We start from the raw sequence: 23,455 nt of genomic DNA, 5'->3' as shown, positions 1-23,455 counted from the left end.
CAGGCGGCACCCCCTCGGCGGGCCCCGCCGACAGCGCCGTACGCCCACTGCAGGCCGGCCCTGGCCGGTCGCGCAGTTCCCCGCGCCCCCACGGGCGTCCGCGGACAGGCCCCCCTGTTCGAGGGCTAGTCCCGCGCCAGCCCCAGCCGCGCCCGCAGTCCCGTGGCGCGGTCGTCCGTGGCGACGGCCGCCGCGCCCGCGGTGACCGTTTCGTAGACGGAGAGGATGTCCGCCCCGACCGTCGACCAGTCGAAACGGCGCACATGCGCGCTGCCCCGCGCGCGGAGTTCCTCACGGCGCTCGGGGTCGCCCAGGAGTCGCACCGCCGCGTCGGCGAGCGCGTCCGCGTCCTCGTTGGCGAACAGCTCGCCCGCCGCGCCCTGGTCGAGGACCTGGGCGAAGGCGTCGAGGTCGGAGGCCAGCACCGGCGCCCCCGCCGACATCGCCTCGACCAGGATGATGCCGAAGCTCTCGCCGCCCGTGTTGGGCGCCACGTACAGGTCCACGCTGCGCAGCAGCCGCGCCTTGTCCTCGTCGCTGACCATGCCGAGGAACTCCACCCGCGACCGCAGCTCCGCGGGAAGCGACTCGACGGCCTCCTCCTCGTCGCCGCGCCCGGCCACCAGCAGCCGTGTCCCCGGGCGGGCGGCGAGGATCTTCGGCAGGGCCCGCATCAGCACCGGCAGGCCCTTGCGGGGCTCGTCGATGCGGCCGATGAAGCCGATGGTGCCGCCCTGCCACTCGGGTCTGGGCTCGGCCTTGGCGAAGAAGTCGACGTCGACGCCGTTGGGGATGACCACCGCGTCGCCGCCGAGGTGCTCGACGAGGGTGCGCCGGGCGTACTCGCTGACCGCGATCCGCGCGCTGATCTTCTCCAGGGCGGCCTGGAGGATGGCGTACGCGGCGATCATCGCCTTGGAGCGCGGGTTGGAGGTGTGGAAGGTCGCCACCAGCGGGCCCTGCGCCGCCCAGCAGGTCAGCAGGCCCAGGGACGGCGAGGACGGCTCATGGATGTGCACCACGTCGAAGGAGCCGTCGTGCAGCCAGCGCCGTACCCGCGCGGCGGACAGGAACCCGAAGTTCAGCCGGGCCACCGAGCCGTTGTACGGCACGGGCACCGCGCGGCCCGCGGAGACGACGTACGGGGGCAGCGGGGTGTCGTCGTCGGCCGGGGCGAGGACGGACACCTCGTGTCCCTGGCGGATGAAGTACTCGGCCAGGTCGCGGATGTGGAACTGGACGCCGCCCGGCACGTCCCAGGAGTACGGGCAGACGATGCCGATCCTCACGCCGTGCCCTCCCGGTCGTGCTCGGGGGCGTGCGCGGGGTCGAGGTCCCCGGTCCACAAGCGCTGCAGCATGTGCCAGTCCTCCGGATGCTCGGCGATTCCCGTGGCGAAGGCGTCGGCCAGCGCCTGTGTCATCACGGACGTCCTCTCGGCGCGCGTACCTGACGCCGGAACCCCGACCGGGGGATGCACCCGGCCCTGCATCACGGGCCCGTCGTACCAGAGCGTCACGGGCAGCAGCCGCGCGCCGGTGTGCTGGGCCAGCAGGGCGGGCCCCGCGGGCATGCGGGCGGCGTGGCCGAAGAAGCTCACCTCGACGCCGGACGCGGACAGGTCGCGGTCGGCGACCAGGCAGACCAGGCCCCCGTCGCGCAGCCGCCGGGCGAGCGTGCCGAAGGCGGAGCCGCCGCTGTGCGGAAGGACCTCCATGCCGAGGCCCTCGCGGTAGGCGACGAACCGGTCGTACAGCGTCTCCGGCTTCAGGCGCTCGGCGACGGTGGTGAACGGTATGCCGAGCTTGGTGGTGACCCAGGCGCCCGCGAGGTCCCAGTTGGCGAGGTGCGGCAGCGCGAGGATCACGCCCTTGCCGGCCGCCATGCCCTCGGTGAGATGGTGCAGGTCCTTCGGGCCGAAGGAGTCGGCGATGCGCTCCGGGCTCCAGGCGGGCAGCCGGAAGGACTCCATCCAGTACCGCAGGTACGACCGCATCCCCGCGCGGGACAGCTCGGCGAGCCGCTCGGGGCCGGCGTCGGGCACCACGCGCGCGTAGTTGCTCTCCAGCCGCAGCACGCCCTTGCCGCGCTGCTTCCAGGCCACGTCGGCGATGGTCCGCCCGAGGCGCACCGCAACCGGCTCGGGCAGCTTCTTCACGGTGCCCCAGCCCGCGCCGTACAGGGCGTCGGTGAGCCGCTCCTGGGCGCTCACTGGGCGGCCTCGCTCCCCTGCGCCTGATGCTCGGCGGCCTCCGCCTCGGCGGATTCGCGGCGCACGGTGACCACGCGCTGGACCAGCGTGACGAGGCTGCCGACGGCGACCGCCCACAGGGCGATCGGCAGCAGGTACTGGATGCCGGGCACCCCGAACGCGTGCAGGCCCGCGAGCCCGGCCGCCACGAGGGAGATCACCAGCCGCTCGGCCCGCTCCACCAGCCCGTTGACGGCGACAGGCAGCCCGATCGACTCCCCGCGCGCCTTGGTGTACGACACCACCTGGCCGCTGGCGAGGCAGAAGATCGACACGGCGCACAGCACGTTGTCGTCGCCGGAGCCCGCGTACCAGAGGGCGAAGCCGCCGAAGACCGCGCCGTCGGCGACCCGGTCCAGGGTGGAGTCGAGGAAGGCGCCCCAGCGGCTGGAACGGCCCAGCTGGCGCGCCATGTTGCCGTCGACCAGGTCGGAGAACACGAACAGCGTGATGACGACCGTGCCCCAGAAGAACTCGCCGCGCGGATAGAACACCAGCGCGCCGGCCACCACGCCCGCGGTGCCGATGAGCGTGACCGTGTCGGGGCTGACCCCCCGCCGGATGAGAAACGCGGCGAACGGTGTGAGGACACGCGTGAAAAATGCACGCGCGTACTTGTTCAGCATGGCCTTCCCGACGGTCGGTGTGGCCGCGTGGCCCCTGCTGGCCACCGGCGGGCCCATCGTAGTCACCGCGCGGGGGCGTGGCTGCGGGGCACCCGGACCGCCGCGCGCGGGGCGTCGCGGAGTGTCCACCCGGCCGGGGCCGAGGCGGGGATCACGTCCTTCGTATGGACGCGCCGTGACGGGAGTGGAAAGCTCGAAGGACCGCGGGCGCCGCCGGAGCCGCACCGCAGGCGATGCCCCCGGACGGGGTCCGGGGAAGGCTTCCACGGGTCCGCGCCCACAGTGACCTCACCGTGCACGGGAGGCAGGATCATGGGCGACAAGGCGCACACACACCCCGGGGCCGCCGGCAGGGCACAGGCGGCCGACCGTCCCACGTCCGTACGGAACGTGGTGCTGGTCGGCCACTCCGGATCGGGCAAGACGACGCTGGTGGAGGCCCTCGCGCTGACCGCGGGGGCGGTGAACCGGGCGGGCCGCGTGGAGGACGGCGGCACCGTCTCCGACCACGACGACATCGAGCACCGGCAGCAGCGTTCGGTGCAGCTCTCCCTGGTGCCGGTGGAGTGGAACGGCATCAAGGTCAACCTTCTCGACACCCCCGGCTACGCCGACTTCGTCGGGGAGCTGAGGGCCGGTCTGCGAGCGGCGGACGCGGCCCTTTTCGTCGTCTCGGCCGCGGACGGCGTGGACGGCTCGACCCGCATGGTGTGGGAGGAGTGCGCGGCGGTCGGCATGCCGCGCGCGATCGTGATCACACACCTGGAGGCGGCCCGCGCCGACTTCGAGGAGATGACCCGGATCTGCGCGGAGACCTTCGGCGGGGACGACCCGGACGCCGTACTGCCGCTGTACCTGCCGTTGCGCGGCCCCGAGGGGCCGGACGGGCACGCGCCGGTGACCGGGCTGATCGGGCTGCTGACGCGCAAGCTGTTCGACTACTCCAGCGGCGAGCGCGTGGCGAACGAGCCGGTCGGGGACCAGGTGCCGCTGATCGAGGAGGCGCGCGGCCGGCTGATCGAGGGGATCATCGCCGGGAGCGAGGACGAGACCCTCATGGACCGTTACCTCGCCGGTGAGGACGTCGACGTCAAGACGCTGATCGACGACGCGGAACGCGCGGTGGCGCGGGGCGTCTTCTTCCCCGTCCTGGCCGCCGCGCCCGCCGCCCCCGGCGCCCGTCAGGGACTCGGCACGGTGGAGCTGCTCGACCTGGTCACGAACGGCTTCCCCACCCCGCTGGAGCACGGCACCCCGCAGGTGACCACGCTGGACGGCAGGCCGCGCGAGCTGAAGCCGTGCGACCCGGACGCCCCGCTGGTCGCGGAGGTCGTGAAGACGTCGTCCGACCCCTACGTGGGACGGCTGTCGCTGGTCCGGGTCTTCTCCGGGACGCTGCGCGCCGACCAGACCGTGCACGTCTCCGGGCACGGACTGACCGACCGGGGCCACGAGGACCACGACGTCGACGAGCGGGTCGGCGCGCTGTCCACGCCCTTCGGCAAGGTGCAGCGGCCCGTGTCGCACGTGATCGCGGGCGACCTGGCGTGCGTGGCGAAGCTGTCCCGCGCGGAGACCGGCGACACCCTGTCCTCGAAGGACGACCCGCTCGTCATGCAGCCGTGGGAGATGCCCGACCCGCTGCTGCCGCTGGCCATCGAGGCGCACAGCAAGGCCGACGAGGACAAGCTGTCCCAGGGACTTGCGCGGCTGGTGGCCGAGGACCCGACGATGCGGCTCGAGCAGAACCAGGACACCCATCAGGTGGTGCTGTGGTGTCTCGGCGAGGCGCACGCGGACGTGGCCCTGGAGCGGCTCCGCAGCCGGTACGGCGTGCAGGTCGACGTGGTGCCGCACCGGGTGTCGCTGCGGGAGACGTTCGGCGGCAGGGCGTCGGGACGCGGCCGGCACGTCAAACAGTCCGGCGGGCACGGGCAGTTCGCGATCTGCGAGATCGAGGTGGAGCCGCTGCCGAACGGCTCGGGCATCGAGTTCGTGGACAAGGTCGTCGGCGGCGCCGTGCCGCGGCAGTTCGTCCCGTCGGTGGAGAAGGGCATGAGGGCCCAGGCGCAGAAGGGAGTTGCGGCGGGGCATCCGCTGGTCGACGTGCGGGTGACGTTGCTGGACGGCAAGGCGCACTCGGTGGACTCCTCCGACGCCGCGTTCCAGACGGCGGGCGCGCTGGCGCTGCGGGAGGCCGCCGCGGAGGCGAGGATCCATCTGCTGGAGCCGGTGGCCGAGGTGTCCGTGCTGGTCGGCGACGACTACGTGGGCGCGGTGATGAGCGACCTGTCCGGGCGCCGCGGCCGGGTCCTGGGCACCGAGCAGTCGCCCGGCGGGCGCACGCTGATCCGGGCGGAGGTCCCGGAGATCGAGATCGGCCGGTACACCGTGGACCTGCGCTCGCTGTCGCACGGCACCGCACGCTTCAGCCGCCGCTACGTCCGCCACGAACCGATGCCGCCGCAGGTCGCGGAACGGGTCAAGGGGGAGGCGCACGCGGCCTCCTGACGCGCCGGGCGCCCGCCGCTCACTCCGGCGGGCGCTCGTGTGCGCGGTCGCGCTTCCGCTTCACTCCTCGACACCTCCCCCGTACCGGAGAACGGCTTGGAACGACCCCCGGCGGACGGCGGTGGCTGCCTATACGCTGAAGACCTGATCAACAGGTGTGCGCAGCACGGAAGTCGGGAAGGCCGCAAGACGACAGTCGCGGCGATCGGGGGCGGGAATGACCGTTGAGAGCGGTTACGCGGATTTCTTCGGTCCGCAGGTGCCGCGCACGGGCGACGAGGGCCAGACGCCCACGTTCGCCCTGGCCTCGGCTGCCTACCGGGACAACGAGGCCGACGAGATACTCAAGGCCAACAGCGAGTGGCACAAGTCGGAGGTCGGCAAGCCCCGGGTCAAGCTGTTCCGGCCCAATCTGGGCGAGGCGTTCTCCCGGGCGATCATCGACCGGATGCTGGGTTCCGGCCGCGCCCCGCTCATCCAGTCCTTCGGCACCCAGCCCCAGGTCGTGGTGGAGCACTCGCTGGCGGCCCACCGCATCCGCCGCGAGCGCGACAACTGGCTGACCGCCGTGATGGTGCTGTGCGGGCTGCTGTTCCTGCCCGGCCTGCTCGTGTGGCTGCTGGTTTTCCAGATCCGCACGACGATGACCAAGCGCGACGACAAGCGGGCCGGCGCGCTCGCCACCGCCCTGCTGGTCGGCGTCGGCGCCCTGGCCGTGCTGTTCCTGCTGCGTATGCCGTTCACCGGGTTCTGGGCCTGGTACGCGCGCGCGTCGGTCGTGGCCCCGGTGCTGGGCTGGTTCTGGGCCAAGCAGATCTGCGAGCGCACCGCCCGTGACCTGCGGGAACGCTGGGACAGTCTGCTGTCGGGCAGCAGCATCGGCGCCAAGGTGCCCGAAGCGGTGCCGAGCAGCCCCGGCGAGACGGCGGCCGAGCAGCTGCGCCAGTCGCTGGCCCGGCTCAGCGCCGAACAGCAGTCCAACTCCGTCTTCTACGCCGGCCCCAAGGGCATCCTCGGGATGGGCACCCGCTGGGGCAGCTGGCAACTGGCCGAGGACCTGGTGCCGGCCGACGCCGACCGCGAGATCCACCCGTTCCGCAGCTGGGACGTCATCAAGGCCATCCACGACCGGCTGCGCATGCTGGAGCGCGGCCCGCTGAACACGGGCGGCTTCCCCAAGCCGTCGATACGCCACTGGATCGTCACCCCCATCGGGGAGAACGCCACGGCGGTCACCCGGCCCGAGGGCACGGACGTCGAGGCGTACCAGGTGAAGCAGCACGCCGTGCAGGAGATCTGCAACAAGCAGCAGTTCGGCGCGGGCGACCGGCACTACCTGGGCGTGCAGTGGACCCTGTGGGACGGCCAGCTGGTGATCACGATGCTGATCACCGTGACCGTGCTGCACGAGACACTGCGCATCGAGGTCACCGGGCACGCCCTGGGTCCCGTGCACCCCCTCTTCACCACCAAACCGGCGGCGAAGGAGAAGGAGGTCCAGAAGTCGATCAAGTTCTGGGAGACCCGGAAGATCAAGCTCCCGCTGGTCGACTCGGACGAGGTGGTACGGCTGACCGCCCGTGCACCGCTGACCAAGTACCCGCCGCTGCTGTACTGGCTCGGCGGCAAGCTGACCCTGCCCGAGCCTTTCGGGCTGCGGCACGCCTGGGCGGACAAGCCCTGGCGGCACCGCTTCATGGCGGACGACGCGCTGCGGGCGGCGACACCGGTGCTGCGCGTCGTCCACTCCGCGGCGATCAAGGTGCTCGAGGAGAACGGCGTGGACACCACCAAGTTCGGTTCCCGCTCGTCCTCCCTGTCCACGGCGGTGCAGGAGGCGACGCCGAGCAAGGCCGACCTGTACGACGCGTAGACGGCCGGCGGGGTGCGCCGCTGCGGGCCCCGCCTCCCTCCGGTGAGGGCGTCAGGCCGCGGGCCAGGCCTCCGCGAGCATCTTGCGGGTGTCGGCCAGCAGCTGCGGCAGGACCTTGGTGTGGCCGATGACCGGCATGAAGTTGGTGTCGCCGCCCCAGCGCGGGACGACGTGCTGGTGCAGATGGGCGGCGATGCCCGCGCCCGCCACCGTGCCCTGGTTCATGCCGATGTTGAAGCCGTGCGCGCCCGACGCCGTGCGCAGCGCCGTCATCGCCTGCTTGGTGAGCGCGGCGAGCTCCGCCGTCTCCTCGACCGTGAGTTCGGTGTAGTCGGCCACATGCCGGTACGGCACGGTCATCAGATGGCCGCCGGTGTACGGGTACAGGTTGAGCACCGCGTACACCAGCTTCCCGCGGCGCAGGATCAGCCCGTCCTCGTCGGACCGGGCCGGAAGGGAACAGAAGGGGCAGCCGTCGGCGGCGCCGGGGCCGCTCGGCTTGTTCTCGCCCTGGATGTAGGCCATCCGGTGGGGCGTCCACAGACGCTGGAACGCGTCCTGCGTCCCCACTCCCAACTGCTGCTCCGGCTCACTCGTCATGCGTGCAGCATATGGCGTGACCGCGGGACCGCGGCAAAAAGCCCCCGGGATCGCTCCCGGGGGCTTTCGCGTGCGCGGGTCAGACCTGCGCCCGCTCCTCGACGACCTTCGCGATCTTGGCGATGGCCTCGTCGACGGGGATGCCGTTCTCCTGCGAGCCGTCGCGGTAGCGGAAGGACACCGCGCCGTTCGCCATGTCCTCGTCGCCCGCGATGACCATGAAGGGCACCTTCTGCTTCTGGGCGTTGCGGATCTTCTTCTGCATGCGGTCGGAGGACGAGTCGACCTCGACGCGCAGACCCTGCTTGCGGGCCGCGTCCGCGAACTTCTCCAGGTGTTCGACGTGGGCGTCGCCGATCGGGATGCCGATCGCCTGGACCGGGGCGAGCCACGCGGGGAAGGCGCCCGCGTAGTGCTCCAGGAGCACCGCGAAGAACCGCTCGATGGAGCCGAACAGCGCGCGGTGGATCATGACCGGGCGGGTCTTGGTGCCGTCCGCGGCCGTGTACTCCAGGTCGAAGCGCTCCGGCAGGTTGAAGTCGAGCTGGATGGTCGACATCTGCCAGGTACGGCCGATGGCGTCCTTCGCCTGCACGGAGATCTTCGGGCCGTAGAAGGCGGCGCCGCCCGGGTCGGGGACCAGCGGCAGGCCCTGCTTCTCGGCGACCTGGCGCAGCGTCTCGGTCGCCTCCTCCCAGGCCTCGTCCGAGCCGACGAACTTCTCCGGGTCCTTGGTGGACAGCTCCAGGTAGAAGTCGGTGAGGCCGTAGTCGCGGAGCAGGTTCAGGACGAAGGTGAGGGTCTTGTCGAGCTCCTCGGACATCTGCTCGCGGGTGCAGTAGATGTGCGCGTCGTCCTGGGTGAAGCCGCGGGCACGGGTCAGGCCGTGCACCACGCCGGACTTCTCGTACCGGTACACGGTCCCGAACTCGAAGAGACGCAGCGGCAGTTCGCGGTAGGACCGGCCGCGCGCGTCGAAGATCAGGTTGTGCATCGGGCAGTTCATGGGCTTGAGGTAGTAGTCCACGCCCTCGTCGAGCTGCATGGGCGGGTACATGCCGTCGGCGTACCAGTCCAGGTGGCCCGAGGTCTCGAAGAGCTTCCCCTTCGTCGCGTGCGGGGTGTAGACGAACTCGTAGCCCTCCTCCTCGTGCCGGCGGCGCGAGTAGTCCTCCATGACCCGGCGGATGATGCCGCCCTTGGGGTGGAAGACGGCGAGGCCGGAGCCGATCTGCTCCGGGATGGAGAACAGGTCGAGCTCACTGCCGAGCTTCCGGTGGTCGCGCTTCTCGGCCTCGGCGAGGAACTCCAGGTGCGCCTTCAGCTCCTCCTTGGAGGGCCAGGCGGTGCCGTAGATGCGCTGGAGCATCGGGTTCTTCTCGCTGCCGCGCCAGTAGGCGGCCGCGTTGCGCATCAGCTTGAACGCCGGGATGTTCCGGGTGGTGGGCAGGTGGGGACCGCGGCAGAGGTCCTTCCAGCACAGTTCGCCGGTCTTGGCGTCGATGTTGTCGTAGATCGTCAGCTCACCGGCGCCGACCTCGACGTCCGCGCCGTCGTCGTGCGAGGCGGAGCCCTTGAGGCCGATCAGCTCCAGCTTGTACGGCTCGTCGGCGAGCTCCTCGCGGGCGGCCTCGTCGGTCACCACGCGGCGGGAGAAGCGCTGGCCGCGCTTCTGGATCTCCTGCATCTTCTTCTCGACGGCCTTGAGATCCTCGGGCGTGAAGGGCTTCTCCACGTCGAAGTCGTAGTAGAAGCCGTCCCGGACCGGCGGACCGATGCCCAGCTTGGCCTCGGGGAACAGCTCCTGCACGGCCTGGGCCATCACGTGCGCGGTGGAGTGGCGCAGGATGTTGAGGCCGTCCTCGGAGGAGATCTCGACGCCCTCGACGATCTCGCCGTCCTGGACCTGGTACGAGAGGTCCTTGAGCTCGCCGGCCACCCGAGCGGCGATGACCGAGCGCTCGCCCGCGAAGAGCTCGGCGGCCGTAGTGCCCGTCGTCACCACGCGTTCTTCCCGCTCGGAATCGCGCTGGATGATCACACGGACGTCTGACACCGGTCTCTCCTGACTGAAGGCTGTGGTCGCGGCGCCATACCGGAGCGCACGCATGGGTGCGATCGTACCGACCCGGGACCGGTGCAGGCGAAATCAGCCGTCGCGGGCCGGGCCGAAGGCCTGGCCGAAGTCGTCCGCGCTCTCCTGGAGCACCTTGAGCAGCCGGTCCCGTTCGGCCTCGTCGACCTGGACCGGAGCGACCTCGCGGACCTCGGTGAGACGCCGGAACCCGCTGCGTCCGGCCAGCCGCCCGCGCATCCGCACCGGCAGCCCCATGAGGTGGGCATGGCCGGCGATGCGGTAGTCCTCCCCGCTCAGCGTGACCCGGAGGTGCCCGACCTCGGCGCCCGCGAGCACCCGCAGCCGCACCAGGCCGTCGCCCGTTGCCTGTGCCCGGTACATCCGCACGACCGCCCCGGTGACCGTGACGGTGACGGAGGGCTCCGCGCGCCGGTAGAGGCGCCCGGCCTCGAGGAGCACGGGCAGGTCGCCGGGCGAGAACTCCACGGGCCCGGTGGCCGCGCACCCGTCGGGCACCCCTGCCGCCGGCGCCCAGTCCACGCCGACCCGGGCGCCCCGGGTCCCCCGCGCCAGGGCGACGAGGGCCTCGGTGAGCTCGTGGCTGACGCCCGCGCCGACGGCGGCGGCGAAGGCGTCCGTCGAGCCGGTGGCCCGACTGTGGTCGACGGCCTCGCGGGCGGCGCGCAAGGCGTGGAACAGGCACACGGTGAGTGGACGGCCGGCGGCGACGGGCACGAAGGCGGTGAGGCCGCGGCCGTCCGTGGCGGGGCCCACCAGCACACCGTCCAGCGCGGCGGCGGCCGGGCGGCGGTGACGCGCGCCGTGATAGCCGGCGCGGGCGCGGGTTGCGAGCGCGGCAGCGAGCAGGGTGCGGCGGGCCGCGGTCCTCAGCTGTTCCTCCGCGGTCCAGGCGACGGCGTCGCCGGGGCCGGGCGGCAGGTCGCGGGACCAGCGGATCTCGTCGCTGGGCACGGCGAGGGCGAGCAGGATCTCGCGGGCGGAGGGCGTGCCGCTGCGGGACAGCGCGTCCAGCGCTTCGGCGAGCAGGTCCTCGCTGTCCGGGAAGGTGCGGCCGGCCGGGACGAGCAGGCTGGTGCCGGTGCCCGGGCCGGGCGGGGCCCAGCGGCCGTAGCGTCCGGGGGCGCCGCCGCGCCGCTGCCAGCCGTGCCGGCGCAGCAGGGCGGTGAGCACCGCGGGGTCGGCGCCGGCGGCCTCGGACGGCCGCGTGTCGGGGAAGGGGTCGGCGGGGTGCGGGCGTACGGGCCGGGCGGGTTCGCCGGTGGGGCGGTGGGTCACGGTCTGCCTCCCCTGCCGACGCGGGTCATGATCTCGCACAGCGCCCGGTCGTCGAAGATGCGTGAGGTGGGGATCCGTACGGTGGTGCGGCGGCGGCCGGTGACGGGGTGCCCGGCGAGGTTGACCCAGTAGCAGCAGTGGCGCAGGTCGAGCCGGTCGTGTCCGGCGCGCAGCCAGTCGTCCTGGGAGCGCGGCAGGATCATCACGACGAGGATCTTGTGCACGGAGACCGGGGTGCGGGCGAGCTTCTCCAGGTGGGCGTTTTCCAGGGTGAAGGAGAAGGAGCGTCCCCGGGGGTGCGGGGCGATCTGTGACGTGGCCTTGAGCTGCACCTTGATGGTGACCTCGTCGTCGACGAGGTGTCCGGGCGCGCTGTGGCTGACGTGCCAGTCGATGCCGTTGTCCGGGAAGGGCTGGGACAGCGAGCAGCCCGCCGCCGCGGCGACGGCGTGGAGATAGCCGACCTGCAGGGTCTCCATGCAGGCGGTGGTGGCGAGGGTGCCGCGAGCGGCCGGTGTGCGCTCCGGCAGCAGCCCGCCCCGTTCGGGCTGCGCGATGGCCATGACCAACAGCCTTCCAGGACAGTCGATTCCCATGCGCGGGTCGCTGAACTGCAAAGACCCGTACTCCTGTTGTCTCCTCCCTGCGTAGTGCGCAAACAGGGCGGGTATCACCGCTGCGAGCAGTGGACGGCACGTCAACTGCTCGTGGTGAGCGAGGGGTTGGTGGGTATGACGTGCTGGTACGAGGGGCCGCTGGCCGCCTTCGACACGGAGACCACGGGTGTGGACGTCGAGACCGACCGGATCGTGTCGGCCGCGCTCGTCGTCCAGGACGCGCCGGGCACCCGGCCGCGGGCGACCCGCTGGCTGGTGAATCCGGGCGTGCCGGTGCCGGCCGCGGCGACCGAGGTGCACGGGCTGACGCAGGAGCATCTGCAGCGCAACGGCCGCTGGCCGGCGGCGGTGATGTACGAGGTGGCGCAGGCGCTGTCGGAGCAGGCGGCGGTGGGCCGTCCGGTGGTGGTGATGAACGCGCCGTTCGATCTGACGTTGCTGGACCGCGAGTTGCGCCGGCACCGGGCGTCCTCGCTGAGCCGCTGGTTCGAGCGGTCGCCGCTGCTGGTGCTGGACCCGCGGGTGCTGGACAAGCATCTGGACCGCTACCGCAAGGGCCGCCGGACGCTGGCCGACCTGTGCGCGCAGTACGAGGTGGAGCTGGAGGAGGCGCACGACGCGGCGGCGGACGCGGCGGCCGCGCTGGAGGTCACGCGGGCGGTGGGCCGCCGGTTCGCGTCCCGGCTGGAGCGTCTGTCACCGGGTGAGCTGCACACCTTGCAGGCGGTGTGGCACGCGGCGCAGGCGCGGGGCCTCCAGGCGTGGTTCGCGCGCACGGGCACGGAGGAGATCGTCGACCCGGCCTGGCCCCTGCGCCCGGACCTGCCGGCGGCGGCGTGACCCTTGTGTCTCCGGCCCGCGAGAACGCCGTGGGCGGGGACTGGGTAACGGAGCCCCCACAACGCACGGCGAGGCCGCGCAGAACACAAAGAGAGCGACGTGGTCCGCGTTTTCGGCGGACACACGTCGCTCTCCCGAGCGTGGGCGATACTGGGTTCGAACCAGTGACCTCTTCGGTGTGAACGAAGCGCTCTCCCACTGAGCTAATCGCCCGGGAACGCACTGAACAATACAGGTCCTGGTTGGCTTCGTTCAAACTGCTTGCAGGTGCGCCGCCAGTCCGCGCCGCCCGGCCCGCAGCATCAGCGCGTGGTTGGCCCGGAAGAGCGGCCGTCCGGGCACGGCGAGCAGCCGCAGCAGCCGCGCCCGGACGTCGACCTCCTGTTCGTAGTGGGCGAGGCAGCCGTGCGCGCCCAGGTCGGTGACGGTCCACCGCGCCCAGCCGTCGATGTCGCCGGACAGCCCCGCCTCCAGCACGCCGTCCTCCCGGTCCCGGCGCCCCTCCCGCAGGGAGAAGGTGAGGTCGTACGGGAGGACGGAGCGGATCGTGACGATGCCGGTGGTGTCGTCGAGGCGGGCGACCTCCCGCACCTGCGGCCACCACCGGGGGTAGTCCTCGATCCGCTCCAGCACGCCGTACACGGTGGCGGCCGGCGCGGACAGCGTCCACACGGTGCGGAAGCGGTAATGGTTCCGGTCCATGTACGGAGTGTGCCCGCCCGCGCCCTCCTCGTGCGTCACGGCATGCGGTCTCCGAGGAGTGCGAGGTTCTCGATGGCGGCGAGTCCGTAGAGGGCGGTGTCGTTGGTGGAGACCCAGGGGGCCTCGCTGCCGGCGACCAGGGCGGTGGGGCCGCTCACCTTCTCGGTCTTCCAGGGCGCGGACTCCTTGTAGCCGTCGGAGTCGTAGAACTTCGCCCAGGCCCGCTGTGCCAGCTTCTCGTCGCCGGTGCGTACGGCGGCGTAGGCGTCGAGGCGGGAGTGGCCCTGGAAGAGGATGAGGCTGCCGAAGTCGGAGCCGTAGCGGGCGGTCTGTTCGGCCTTGGTGGCGTTGAAGTAACGGCAGTAGTCGTAGTACGCCTCCTCGAACTCGGGCATGTCGACGAGGTCGACGAGTTCGGCGCACAGTTCGTTGAGGCCGAAGACGGCGGACAGGTGGGAGACCTCCACCTTCGGGGTGTCCGCGACTGCGAACCGGCCGGTGTCGAGGTCGTACAGGCCGCTGCCCTGGACGAAGCCGTTGGGCTGGGCCGCGATGGTCTCCATGGTGGAGAGCACGCGCGCCCGGGCCTTCCGCCACTTGGGGCCCTTGCGCTCCCACTCGGTGAGCCAGGCGGAGACCAGGCCGCTCCAGTCGGTGCCGAAGCCGATGGACAGAGCGTTGCGGTCAGGGGTGTAGGGCTCGGTGCGGATCTTGCGCAGCGGGTCGAGGGCGAGGAAGGTCTCGTCGGAGTCGACGTTGGCGTGCATGAGGTCGCCGGTGCGTTCGTCGGCGGTGAGGAAGTAGTAGAAGCGCCGGTAGGTGGTGTTGGCGATGCGCTGCTGTTTGGCGCTGTCGGCGTAGTGCTGGACGCCGTGGCGGGTGCCGAGTCCGGCCCATTCGCCGAGGTGGTAGACGTCGACCTCGCCGGTGTGGCGGGTCATGGCCTCGGCGAAGCGGAAGATGTCGGCGCGGCCGGAGCGCAGGTAGGCGTACCAGAGCCACAGGTCGGGTGAGAGTTCGCTGTTGTCCCAGGCGTAGCCGCCGACGTCGTAGCGCCACTGGTGCCGGACGGTGTCGTAGGTGTGCATGATGTCGCCGTAGTCCCAGAAGCCGTACCAGCGGCGCTGCTCCACCTGGTCCTTGTAGTAGGTGAAGAGGAAGTCGAGGTGGTTCTCGATCTTCTCCTTGGCGGGGGTGGAGCGGTCGGGCTCGGCGAACAGGCCCTTGCCGAAGACGCCGGCGGCGATCAGCTGCGCGGGAGGCGCGGCGAGCTGCGGCAGCACGCGCACGGCGCGGGCGCGGGCGGCGAGCTGCTCGGCGTCCGGGGTGGCGGCCTCGGCCCAGAACAGCAGCTCGGAGGTGCGGGCGATGCCGTAGGGGGTGCCGAAGCCCGGCTCGTAGTCCTCGTAGGTGATGTTGAGGCCCTCGAGTTGTTCGGGGAAGGTGTCCTGGCCCATGCCGTCGTGGTAGAAGCGCAGGTCCATGGGCTGGGCCTCGGGTGACCAGAGCCAGAGGGTGACCTCGGCGGTGCCGGTGTGGGCGTCGCGGACGTCGAGCTGCGCGGGGTGCTTCTCCCAGAAGTCGCGCAGCCCGAAGGAGAGGCCGCCGCTGACGCCGCCGACGTAGCCGAAGCCGGAGGCGCGCCGCCCGCCGCCGGCGCCGATCCAGCCATGGCCCGTGCTGGTGCGCTTGCGGACGGTGAAGCCGTCGGCGGAGAGCTGGGAGAGGGTGTGGTCGCCCCATTCGGGGATGTACTGCAGGCGGCTGGTGACGCGCTGGTCCCAGGTGGTCGGGTCGGGCAGCTTGCGACCCTCGAACTGGGCCTCCTGCACGGCGATCCCGGGGTCGCGGCGCAGTCCGGTGATGCCCTTGACGGCCTCCCGGAGCATCCCGTCGCCCTCGCCGCCGAGCCGGATGTGCCGGTCGTACGTCGCGTCGCGCAGCGGTACGGAGAAGCGGACGCCGATGCCGCGCACGAAGTCCCCCTTGGCGCGCCCGGGTTCCTGTTTCCCGTCATAGGTGATGGTGTGCACCATGCGGAAGGACTCGGCGCCCGCGTAGAAGTAGAGGCGCACGGAGAAGGGCAGCAGGGTGTCGCGGCCCTTGCGGTGGGTGCCGTCGACTCGGACGACCGCGCGGACGGGGCCGTCCTGCTCGACGGTGACGCCGGAGACGGTGCCGTCGAACCGCTCGGTGCGGACGGCGGTGCGGTCGCCGTCCTCGATCTCGGGCTGGCGCAGCACGACCAGGCGTCCGTCGCGGGCGATCTCGGTGGAGCCGCGGGTGACCGAGCGGACCAGGGTGTCGCCGCCGGTGCCGATCCGGGCGGTGATGACGCCGGTGGAGACGGTGACGGTGGCGCCGCGCCGGATGACGGTGACCTCCTTGCCCGGCGCGGCGGGCGTGCCAGTCGTCAGGGTGAGCCGGCCGGTGCCGGAACTGACGGCGTGCGCCGTCCACTTGAGGGAACCGTCGGGCCAGTAGGCGAGCGGCCAGGTCTGGACGGGGACGGCGTTGCCGTCGGCGTCGGTGACGGCGAAGGTGCGGTCCTCCGGGTGGGCGCCGCGTGGCCAGGGGACGCCGACGGTGGAGCCGGGGGCGGCGCCGAGGCCGCCCTCCTCCAGCCAGTCCAGGGTCACCGGGTCGGCGCCGGTGGGCGCGGCGGCGGGCGCCGCGGCGGCCTCCCTCTCACCCAGGGTCCAGCCGGTCCGGGTGGCGGCTCCGGCGACGGCGGCCGCCTTGATGAGGGTTCTGCGGGGAACGGGGGACATGGCCGGTCCTTTCCATGGCTGCGGGGTGCACGATTGCTGTCAGGTGCATGACACACAGAGGTGTGGCGTCGAAGCGCCCACCCTGTCGGGGGGCACCGCCCGTCAGCGGTGCCGGTGACGCTCCTCCACGGCGACGGCGGCCGCCGCGACGGCCCCCAGCACGGGGACCGCGAGAGGCGTGCTGAACCAGGCGGAGCAGACCGTGACGGCCAGTCCCCCGATGAGCAGGAAGGACCCGGCGGGGTCACGGGCGGTGTGCCGCCCGGCCCGTGCCATCAGCGGCCGCCAGGACACGCCGGGCCGCCACAGCGCCGCCGCCCGCAGCAGCGCCGCCGCGGCTCCGAGGAGGGCCAGCACCCCGACGGCTCCGACCAGCGGACCTCCCGGCAGTCCGGCCCGTACGGCGCGCAGGTCGGTCCACACCACGGCCACGGCCGCCCATCCGGCGAGCCCGACGAGCCAGCCGCCGCGCACCGCGGTCCTGAAGTCGGCCGCGAACTCCCGCCATCCGCCCGGCTCGTGGGCCAGGTGACGGCGCAGGTGCCGGGTCCCCGCCGCCAGCGCGGCGGGGTAGGTGACCAGCGGCAGCGCGGCCAGCGCGATCCACACGCCGGTCAGCAGGCACTCGGCGAAGAGCGCGAACCTCCCCCAGGCCCTCGAATCGGTGCGTGCCAGGGACATCGTCAGCTCACTCAGCCCTTCAGTCCGGAGGTCGCCATGCCGTCGATGAGATAGCGCTGGAAGGCGAGGAAGAAGGCCAGCACGGGCAGCAGCGCGACCAGCGACATGGCGATCATGCCGCCGTAGTTGGCGAGTCCCTCCTGGTCGACGAACATCTTCAGCCCCAGGGAGACCGTGTACTTGCCCGGCTCGTTGAGGTAGATCAGCGGGCCCATGAAGTCGTTCCAGGCGTTGATGAAGGTGAAGATGGCGCTGGTGATCAGCGCCGGCCGGCACAGCGGCAGCACGATCGACCAGTAGATGCGCAGATGCCCGCACCCGTCGAGCCGGGCCGCCTCGTCCAGCTCCCGCGGCAGGTTCCGCATGAACTGCACCATCAGGAAGACGAAGAACGCCTCCGTCGCCAGGTACTTCCCCAGCAGCAGCGGGGTGTACGTGTTGATCATGTCCAGGTTGCGGAACAGCACGTACTGCGGGATCAGCAGCACGTGGTACGGCAGCAGCAGCGTGCCGATCATCAGCGTGAACAGCAGATTGCGTCCCGCGAACCGGATCTTGGCGAAGGCGTACGCGGTGAGCGAGCAGGAGATCAGGATGCCGATCACCGAACCCACGGCGAGGAACAGCGAGTTGGAGAAGAAGGTCAAGACGGAGATGTCGGCGATGCCGTCGGCGAGGCTGGTGTAGTTGGACACGATCGGGTCGGCCGGGAAGAGGTCCAGACTGCCGACGATGTCCTCGCTCGCCTTGAACGACCCGCCGACGACCCACACCACCGGGTAGAGGATCACCGCGAGGAGTGCCAGCGCCCCGATGTGCCAGGCGAGCGAGCCGGGCAGCCGGCGGCGCAGGGCGCCCTTCGCCGACGGGGTGCGGGTGATGTCGCCGGCCTGTGCGGTCATCGGCCGCCCTCCTCGTAGTGCACCCAGCGCCTCTGGGACCAGAACAGCACCGCCGTGACCATGGCGACCGCGATCAGCAGCATCCACGCCATGGCGGAGGCCAGGCCCATCCGGCTGTTCTCGAAGCCCTGGACGTACAGGTAGCAGGTGTAGACCATGGAGCCGTCCGCCGGACCGCAGGCGTTGCCGCCCGCACCGCCGCCGACGATGTAGGCGGAGCTGAAGATCTGGAACGAGTGGATGGTCTCCAGCAGGACGTTGAAGAACAGCACCGGCGAGATCATCGGCAGGGTGATGTTCCAGAACTGCCGCAGCTTGCCTGCCCCGTCGACGTCGGCCGCCTCGTACAGCTCCCGCGGCACCTGCTTCAGCCCGGCCAGGAAGATGACCATCGGCGCGCCGAACTGCCAGACGGTCAGGGCGACCAGGCTGTAGATGATGAGGTCCGGGTCGCCGGTCCAGCCGCCGGCGTCGATGCCGAAGACCTTCTGCGTCCGGTCGACGATCGCGTCGTCCGAGAAGATGGCCTTCCAGACGATGGCGACGGAGACGCTCGCCCCGATCAGCGACGGCGCGTAGAAGGCGGCCCGGTAGAAGGCCTGGCCCGCCGCTTCTGCGCGAGCAGCAGGGCCACGCCGAGCGCCACGAGCAGCTTGACCGGCGTGCCGACGACGACGTACCAGAGGGTGATCCGCACCGAGTGGCGCCAGCGCGGGTCGCCGAACATCTCGGAGAAGTTGTCCAGTCCGATCCAGCGCGGGGCGTCGAACAGGTTGTAGTCGGTGAACGCGAAATACAGCGAGGCGGCCATCGGGCCCGCCGTCAGCAGCAGGAACCCGGCGATCCACGGTGACATGAAGAGATAGCCGGCCAGGTTCTCCCGGCGGCCCCGCCGCTTCGGGCCGGCGGGACGGGGAGGTGTGCCCGGACCGTGCCGCGGCTCGGTGTCCTTCGCCCGGGCATCCGTCGCGGGGGCGTGTGTCACGGCGGTTCCCATCAGCTGCTGAGGGCGGTCTTCGACTCGTTGAAGAACTGCTCGACGGCATCGGCCACCGACCGCTTGCCCAGCCCCAGCTCCTCGCCGATGCGCAGAAAGGCGGCCTCGCAGATGTCGGCGCCGTTCGGGTGCGGGGTGATGGGCTCCAGCACGCCCGCCTTCACGAGGGACTCCTCGTAGGCGGCGATCGCCTTGTTCACCGGGTCGGTGGGCCGGTACGCCTCGTACTGCGCCGTGGTGGCGGGGACGCCCCGGTCGTAGCCCATGATCTTGGCGACCTCGGGGTCGTGCACCATGAAGTCGATGAACTTCGCGACCTCCACGGGGTGCTGGGTGCGCCTGGAGGCGCTCAGCATCAGCGAGCCGAGGTACTGGCCTGTCCGTTTGCCGTCGGTGGTGGGGATGGGCGCGAGACCGTACTCGCTCCTGCCCTCGGAGGTGTAGCGGACGGTGAAGTTGTCCCAGGTGAACTCGGAGCCCGCGAGTTCGGCGGAGAGCGCCGACTTGGGCTTGATCTGGGCGACCTTCTTGGGGTCGGCGAACAGGCCGGACCTCACGCCCTTCTCGGCCTTCGTCCACCACCGGGTCAGATCCGCCTCGGCGAAACCGAGACCCTCCTCGGTGAAGAACGCTTTGCCGTTCTGACGCAGGTACAGGTCGTAGAGGTACATGACGCCGTACATGCCGCTGTCGCCGGCGCGGCCCGTGCGGTCGCGCACCCGGGCCATCGCCTCGTCGAAGTCGTCCCAGGTCCAGCCCGTTTCGGGGGTGACTCCGGCGCGGGCGTAGACAGGCTTGTCGATGACGAGGGCCATGGAGTTGGATCCCACGGGCACGCCGAGGAGTCTGCCGTCGATCTCGCCGAACTTCTCCAGGCCCGCCCGGAATCCCTCCATGCGCAGGTTGCCGGCCTTCACCTGCTCATGGAGGTCCAGGAGCACATTCTTCGCATCGTATTTGCGGAGGAATCCGACGGCGTTCTGGAAGACGTCCGGCGGATTCCCTCCGGAGGCCTGCGTGTTGAACTTCTTCCAGAAATCCGTGTACGGCTGGAAGTCGGTCTTGACCTTGATCTTCGGGTACTTCTTCTCGAAGAGATCGATGGTCTTGTTGATGCGCTGCGCCCTGTCCTCGGCACCCCACCACGCATAACGGATCGTCACCGTTCCGTCTCCGGAACCGCTTCCGCCGCCACAGGCGGTCGCCGTCGCGCCGAGCCCCGTGACGGCGAGCGAGGCCCCCGCCGCTTTGAGGACCGTCCGCCTCTCCACACCCTTGCGCTGCTGCATACGAGCCTCCCCGCGACGGTCCCGACCGCTTCATGAATCGTTTCAAGTAAGCGCTTGCTGGCACAAGGTACGGAGGGCCCTGGGGCGCGTCAATGATTCGGACAGGAATTGGTGGCGAAGCCTCGCGGGCGCCGGGCGGCGGAGGTGTCCGGCACTCGTCCGGGCCGGGAAGGAAAGCGGCAGGTCCCTGGCGTCGCGGCCGACCGGTCGAACAGAACGGCGGCGGCCGTGGCGGGGACCGCGGCAGGTCACGGTCGGGTGACGCGCGGGCGAAGCGGAACGGGGCGGAGGGCGGCGCCGTCAGGCCGCCGCGGGAACGACGAAGCGGCCCGGCTCACTGTCGGTGAGCCGGGCCGCCTGATCCCGGTGGGCGATACTGGGTTCGAACCAGTGACCTCTTCGGTGTGAACGAAGCGCTCTCCCACTGAGCTAATCGCCCGGGCGCAGGGAGAACATTACCCCATGTCAGGGGGTGCCCGTGACCACCTCGACCGACGAAGGGCGGGAGCTCGTGGAGCTCGCGCGCCCTCCGGCCCGGGTCACTGATCCTTGATCTTCCAGGGCATCTGCAGACCGAACTTCCACAGGTAGAAGCCGGCCAGCGCGGCCATGATCACCAGGCCGACCGACGTCAGGATGATGTTGCGGCGACGCACCCGCGGGTCGAGCGCCCGTTGGGCAGCCTCGGTGACCTTGCGCTTGGTCCAGCGCAGCACGAGCTGGGCCCACACGAACTCGGTCGCCCAGATCGCCATGCCGCCGAAGATCACGACCCAGCCCGGGCCGGGCAGCGGCAGCATGATCACGCCGGTCACCACCACGGCCAGACCGACGACGAAGACCCCCACCTGCCAGCTCAGATGCAGCGCACGCCGCGCCTTCACGAACTCGGGCGCCCTCGACCCGAGCCCCCGCTCGTCCCGACGCTCGCCCTCGTCCACCGTCACCCCGTGGGCCGCGGTCACGACCTCGCCGGTCTCGTTACTCCCCGTGTTCATGCAGCCCAACACTACCGGAGCCGAACACATCACCGGAATGGGCGCAGGGCCCGAACGATCTCTCGGCCGGAAGAGTTACGTAATCCCACGCAAAACACGCAGAGGGGTTTACAACGGCACCGTAGGTGGCATGTCGATTTCGCCGACGTGCGAATCCCCGAGCGCACACTGAGCGAAAGGCCCTGGCGCTTATGAACACCACGGTCAGCTGCGAGCTGCACCTGCGCCTCGTTGTGTCGAGCGAGTCCTCCCTGCCTGTCCCCGCAGGCCTGCGGTACGACACGGCCGACCCCTACGCCGTGCACGCCACCTTCCACACCGGAGCCGAGGAAACCGTCGAGTGGGTGTTCGCCCGCGACCTCCTCGCCGAGGGACTTCACCGCCCCACGGGCACCGGCGACGTCCGCGTCTGGCCGTCGCGCAGTCATGGTCAGGGCGTCGTGTGCATCGCCCTGAGCTCCCCGGAGGGGGAGGCCCTGCTCGAGGCCCCGGCGCGGGCTCTGGAGTCCTTCCTGAAGCGCACAGACGCCGCCGTGCCGCCCGGCACGGAGCACCGGCACTTCGATCTCGATCAGGAGCTCTCGCACATCCTGGCGGAGAGCTAGCCGCCTCGAAGCCGCCCGGCGCCGTCGACTCGGGGTGACGGCGCGGGCCTGGACCAGTTGGATGCACCGGCGTCGACGCCACGGGCCTTCTTGCCGTGGGTCGGCGCCGGTGTGCCGTGCGGGGGCGTGCACGCAGGTGCGCCCAGGGGGCGGATGGTCCGGGATTCGCCGGCGGCTGCGGGCCGTCGGGGGCTGGGGGCGCAGTTTCCCCGCGCCCGTTCGGGGCGTCGCTCCTGCGTTGGGGTGGGAACCCCTGGTGTGCCTTCCGCGTTGGAATCGAAGCCGTGTGCGGAGCGGAGAGGTGCTGGGTGGCGTGGAGCCACTACCATCGGCCAGCATCGGCGGGCGCCCGCCCGACCCTCAGGCCAGGGAGCGAATCGTGCTGATCACCCATGACACCCGGTGCGCGCTGGACACCGTGGTGGATCTGGTGAACACCGCACCGGAGGACGACACGACTCCGGACGGACTGGCGGACGTCTCCGCCCTCGAGGCGTTCGTTCGGGACCACGAGGTCAGCGAGGTCGGGGTGCTCACCGAGTTCGACCTGGCCGCGGTGCGCAAGATCCGCGCCCGGTTCGCCGCGGTGTTCGCCGCTCCCGACGCCCGCAGCGCCGCCACGATGATCAACGAGCTGATCGCGGCCGCCGGCACCACACCCCGGCTCACCGACCACGACGGCTACGACTGGCACGTGCACTACTTCGCCCCCGGCGCCTCCGTGGCCGACCACCTGGCCGCCGACTGCGGGATGGCGCTGGCGTTCTTCGTCGTCGCAGGCGAGCAGGAGCGTCTGCGCCGCTGCGAGGCCCCGGACTGCCGGCACGCGTTCGTGGACCTGTCCCGCAACCGCTCGCGCCGCTACTGCGACAGCCGTACCTGCGGCAACCGGCTGCACGTCGCCGCCTACCGGGCGCGCCGCAAGGAGGCGGCGGGCTGATCCGCCCCGTCCGCCACGGGGAGTGACGGGAGATGCCGCCGACGCGGCCCCGACGGGTGACGCCGGGAGCCGCGGGTACGGATCACAGCCACAGCAGGTCGTGCAAGGCGGCCGTGAGCAGCAGACACCCGATCACCGCAAGGAAGATCATCAGCGGTGGCTGGGATAGGGCGAAGAGGCATCCGCGCGGCTCGTCCTGCTGCGGCGCGGCATCGCTCTGTGTCGTGTCCAGCATCTCGCCGCGATGATGACGCATCGGACGGGCCGGACGCGATCAACACTCGTGGAAAGCTTCCGCGCACACGGAAAGCGCGGTCTACCGGTCAGAGCGTGATCACTTCCGCGCGGTCCGGGGCGCCCTGTGACGTATGTGGTCCCGGGTGGTCAGATGCCGTGCTTCTTGAGGATGGCCTCGATGTCGCTGAAGTCGTCGTCCCCCTGTGCGGCCGGCTTCTGCCGGGGTGCGGGGCTCTGACCGGCGGTGGACGTCTGTCCCAGTGCGGGCGCCGAGGCGCCGGGCGCCGTGGCGGCTGGGGCGGACGCCTCCCGTGCTGCGGCCTTGCGTTCCTTGCGGGTGCCGCCGCGCCGGCGCTCCACCGTGCGGGTCGTGGCGAACATCAGCCAGGACAGGCCCAGCACGCCGAAGCCCGCCCAGGCGACCGGACTGAAAGCGGTGTCCGCGAGCCACTCGACGACGCCGGTCATCACCAGACCGAGCGGCACCAGCGCGTACGCGGCGATGCGGGTCGCCGTCAGGTAGCGCTTGCGGTAGGCCGTGACCACCGCGATGCCCAGGCCTGCCGCGGCGACGGCGGAGCAGACGGTCTCGGCAATCATCCCGGTCCTCCAGGGCAGCGTGCGTGCGGTCACGACGGGGTG

Annotated in this window: 20 protein-coding genes, 2 tRNA genes and 1 pseudogene; 5 read left to right on the top strand and 18 right to left on the bottom strand. The window is 71.3% G+C overall.

Annotated features, from left to right (window positions below; translation table 11 throughout):
- Positions 1 to 125: 125 nt before the first annotated feature.
- Genes ACF1AG_RS23090 through pgsA form a run of 3 tightly spaced genes read right to left on the bottom strand, consistent with a single transcriptional unit; the run spans position 126 to position 2,934 of the window.
- On the bottom strand, positions 126 to 1,289 hold the full coding sequence (locus tag ACF1AG_RS23090; protein ID WP_359605773.1) for a glycosyltransferase family 4 protein: 1,164 nt from the start codon (positions 1,287 to 1,289) through the stop codon (positions 126 to 128).
- On the bottom strand, positions 1,286 to 2,212 hold the full coding sequence (locus ACF1AG_RS23085) for a phosphatidylinositol mannoside acyltransferase (protein ID WP_387796790.1): 927 nt from the start codon (positions 2,210 to 2,212) through the stop codon (positions 1,286 to 1,288). The genes ACF1AG_RS23090 and ACF1AG_RS23085 overlap by 4 nt, the downstream gene beginning before the upstream one ends.
- Positions 2,209 to 2,934: a phosphatidylinositol phosphate synthase gene (gene pgsA / locus ACF1AG_RS23080; protein ID WP_359605784.1), complete on the bottom strand. Its 726-nt coding sequence runs from the start codon at positions 2,932 to 2,934 to the stop codon at positions 2,209 to 2,211. Before pgsA ends, ACF1AG_RS23085 begins: the two co-directional genes overlap by 4 nt.
- 255 nt (positions 2,935 to 3,189) lie before the next feature.
- On the opposite strand from pgsA, the gene ACF1AG_RS23075 reads away from it, so the two are divergent.
- A complete protein-coding gene (locus tag ACF1AG_RS23075; RefSeq protein ID WP_359605777.1) occupies positions 3,190 to 5,388 on the top strand; it encodes an elongation factor G-like protein EF-G2 in 2,199 nt (732 codons plus the stop codon).
- A 217-nt stretch (positions 5,389 to 5,605) separates the two neighbouring features.
- Positions 5,606 to 7,261, top strand: a complete 1,656-nt coding sequence (locus tag ACF1AG_RS23070; protein ID WP_359605779.1) for a hypothetical protein — start codon at positions 5,606 to 5,608, stop codon at positions 7,259 to 7,261.
- Between the two features lie 51 nt (positions 7,262 to 7,312).
- On the opposite strand, the gene ACF1AG_RS23065 is transcribed toward ACF1AG_RS23070, so the two are convergent.
- The 4 genes from ACF1AG_RS23065 to ACF1AG_RS23050 form a co-directional block, all read right to left on the bottom strand.
- Positions 7,313 to 7,861, bottom strand: a complete 549-nt coding sequence (locus ACF1AG_RS23065) for an HIT domain-containing protein (protein WP_359605780.1) — start codon at positions 7,859 to 7,861, stop codon at positions 7,313 to 7,315.
- 79 nt (positions 7,862 to 7,940) lie between these two features.
- On the bottom strand, positions 7,941 to 9,917 hold the full coding sequence (thrS, locus tag ACF1AG_RS23060) for a threonine--tRNA ligase (RefSeq protein ID WP_359605782.1): 1,977 nt from the start codon (positions 9,915 to 9,917) through the stop codon (positions 7,941 to 7,943).
- A gap of 93 nt (positions 9,918 to 10,010) precedes the next feature.
- Positions 10,011 to 11,234 carry a hypothetical protein gene (locus ACF1AG_RS23055; RefSeq protein ID WP_391810339.1) on the bottom strand — a complete coding sequence of 408 codons (1,224 nt, stop codon included), beginning with the start codon at positions 11,232 to 11,234 and terminating at the stop codon, positions 10,011 to 10,013.
- The gene (locus tag ACF1AG_RS23050; protein ID WP_391810338.1) at positions 11,231 to 11,797 is read right to left on the bottom strand and encodes a DUF4365 domain-containing protein; all 567 of its coding nucleotides are present in this window, start codon (positions 11,795 to 11,797) and stop codon (positions 11,231 to 11,233) included. The genes ACF1AG_RS23055 and ACF1AG_RS23050 overlap by 4 nt, the downstream gene beginning before the upstream one ends.
- Before the next feature lie 168 nt (positions 11,798 to 11,965).
- On the opposite strand from ACF1AG_RS23050, the gene ACF1AG_RS23045 reads away from it, so the two are divergent.
- Positions 11,966 to 12,691, top strand: a complete 726-nt coding sequence (locus ACF1AG_RS23045) for a 3'-5' exonuclease (RefSeq protein ID WP_391810337.1) — start codon at positions 11,966 to 11,968, stop codon at positions 12,689 to 12,691.
- 141 nt (positions 12,692 to 12,832) lie between these two features.
- Here the strand turns inward: ACF1AG_RS23045 and ACF1AG_RS23040 are convergent.
- The 9 genes and pseudogenes from ACF1AG_RS23040 to ACF1AG_RS23000 all read right to left on the bottom strand — a co-directional run bounded on the left by ACF1AG_RS23040 (position 12,833) and on the right by ACF1AG_RS23000 (position 21,031).
- Positions 12,833 to 12,904 (bottom strand) — tRNA-Val (locus tag ACF1AG_RS23040).
- A 39-nt stretch (positions 12,905 to 12,943) separates the two neighbouring features.
- Complete coding sequence (locus ACF1AG_RS23035; protein WP_359607255.1) at positions 12,944 to 13,393, bottom strand: SRPBCC family protein; 450 nt, start codon at positions 13,391 to 13,393, stop codon at positions 12,944 to 12,946.
- Between the two features lie 35 nt (positions 13,394 to 13,428).
- Positions 13,429 to 16,164 carry a Tat pathway signal sequence domain protein gene (locus tag ACF1AG_RS23030; RefSeq protein ID WP_391810336.1) on the bottom strand — a complete coding sequence of 912 codons (2,736 nt, stop codon included), beginning with the start codon at positions 16,162 to 16,164 and terminating at the stop codon, positions 13,429 to 13,431.
- A 102-nt stretch (positions 16,165 to 16,266) separates the two neighbouring features.
- Entirely contained in the window at positions 16,267 to 16,845 is a 579-nt protein-coding gene (locus tag ACF1AG_RS23025) for a hypothetical protein (RefSeq protein WP_391810335.1), read from the bottom strand.
- An 11-nt stretch (positions 16,846 to 16,856) separates the two neighbouring features.
- Positions 16,857 to 17,747 carry a carbohydrate ABC transporter permease gene (locus ACF1AG_RS23020; protein WP_391810334.1) on the bottom strand — a complete coding sequence of 297 codons (891 nt, stop codon included), beginning with the start codon at positions 17,745 to 17,747 and terminating at the stop codon, positions 16,857 to 16,859.
- Positions 17,744 to 18,744, bottom strand: a pseudogene (locus ACF1AG_RS23015) (carbohydrate ABC transporter permease). The gene ACF1AG_RS23020 and the pseudogene ACF1AG_RS23015 overlap by 4 nt, the downstream one beginning before the upstream one ends.
- Positions 18,744 to 20,033 (bottom strand): ABC transporter substrate-binding protein, encoded by a 1,290-nt coding sequence (locus ACF1AG_RS23010; RefSeq protein WP_387796781.1) that lies wholly within the window; start codon positions 20,031 to 20,033, stop codon positions 18,744 to 18,746. The pseudogene ACF1AG_RS23015 and the gene ACF1AG_RS23010 overlap by 1 nt, the downstream one beginning before the upstream one ends.
- Positions 20,034 to 20,400: 367 nt before the next feature.
- Positions 20,401 to 20,472: transfer RNA gene (locus ACF1AG_RS23005), tRNA-Val, on the bottom strand.
- Positions 20,473 to 20,572: 100 nt separating this feature from the next.
- The gene (locus tag ACF1AG_RS23000) at positions 20,573 to 21,031 is read right to left on the bottom strand and encodes a TIGR02611 family protein (protein ID WP_359603792.1); all 459 of its coding nucleotides are present in this window, start codon (positions 21,029 to 21,031) and stop codon (positions 20,573 to 20,575) included.
- A 191-nt stretch (positions 21,032 to 21,222) separates the two neighbouring features.
- On the opposite strand from ACF1AG_RS23000, the gene ACF1AG_RS22995 reads away from it, so the two are divergent.
- Positions 21,223 to 21,636: an SsgA family sporulation/cell division regulator gene (locus ACF1AG_RS22995; protein ID WP_004002642.1), complete on the top strand. Its 414-nt coding sequence runs from the start codon at positions 21,223 to 21,225 to the stop codon at positions 21,634 to 21,636.
- A gap of 379 nt (positions 21,637 to 22,015) precedes the next feature.
- Positions 22,016 to 22,576 carry a CGNR zinc finger domain-containing protein gene (locus tag ACF1AG_RS22990; RefSeq protein ID WP_163089437.1) on the top strand — a complete coding sequence of 187 codons (561 nt, stop codon included), beginning with the start codon at positions 22,016 to 22,018 and terminating at the stop codon, positions 22,574 to 22,576.
- Positions 22,577 to 22,658: 82 nt separating this feature from the next.
- Here the strand turns inward: ACF1AG_RS22990 and ACF1AG_RS22985 are convergent, their stop codons facing one another.
- Both ACF1AG_RS22985 and ACF1AG_RS22980 read right to left on the bottom strand, forming a co-directional pair.
- The gene (locus ACF1AG_RS22985) at positions 22,659 to 22,811 is read right to left on the bottom strand and encodes a hypothetical protein (protein WP_019523797.1); all 153 of its coding nucleotides are present in this window, start codon (positions 22,809 to 22,811) and stop codon (positions 22,659 to 22,661) included.
- Between the two features lie 149 nt (positions 22,812 to 22,960).
- Positions 22,961 to 23,413 (bottom strand): hypothetical protein, encoded by a 453-nt coding sequence (locus ACF1AG_RS22980; RefSeq protein WP_391810333.1) that lies wholly within the window; start codon positions 23,411 to 23,413, stop codon positions 22,961 to 22,963.
- Positions 23,414 to 23,455 lie beyond the last annotated feature (42 nt).

Source organism: Streptomyces sp. NPDC014764 (assembly GCF_043082785.1).
In the GTDB taxonomy this organism is placed as follows: Bacteria; Actinomycetota; Actinomycetes; order Streptomycetales; family Streptomycetaceae; genus Streptomyces; species Streptomyces althioticus.
This window is presented reverse-complemented; position numbering and strand designations above follow the sequence as displayed.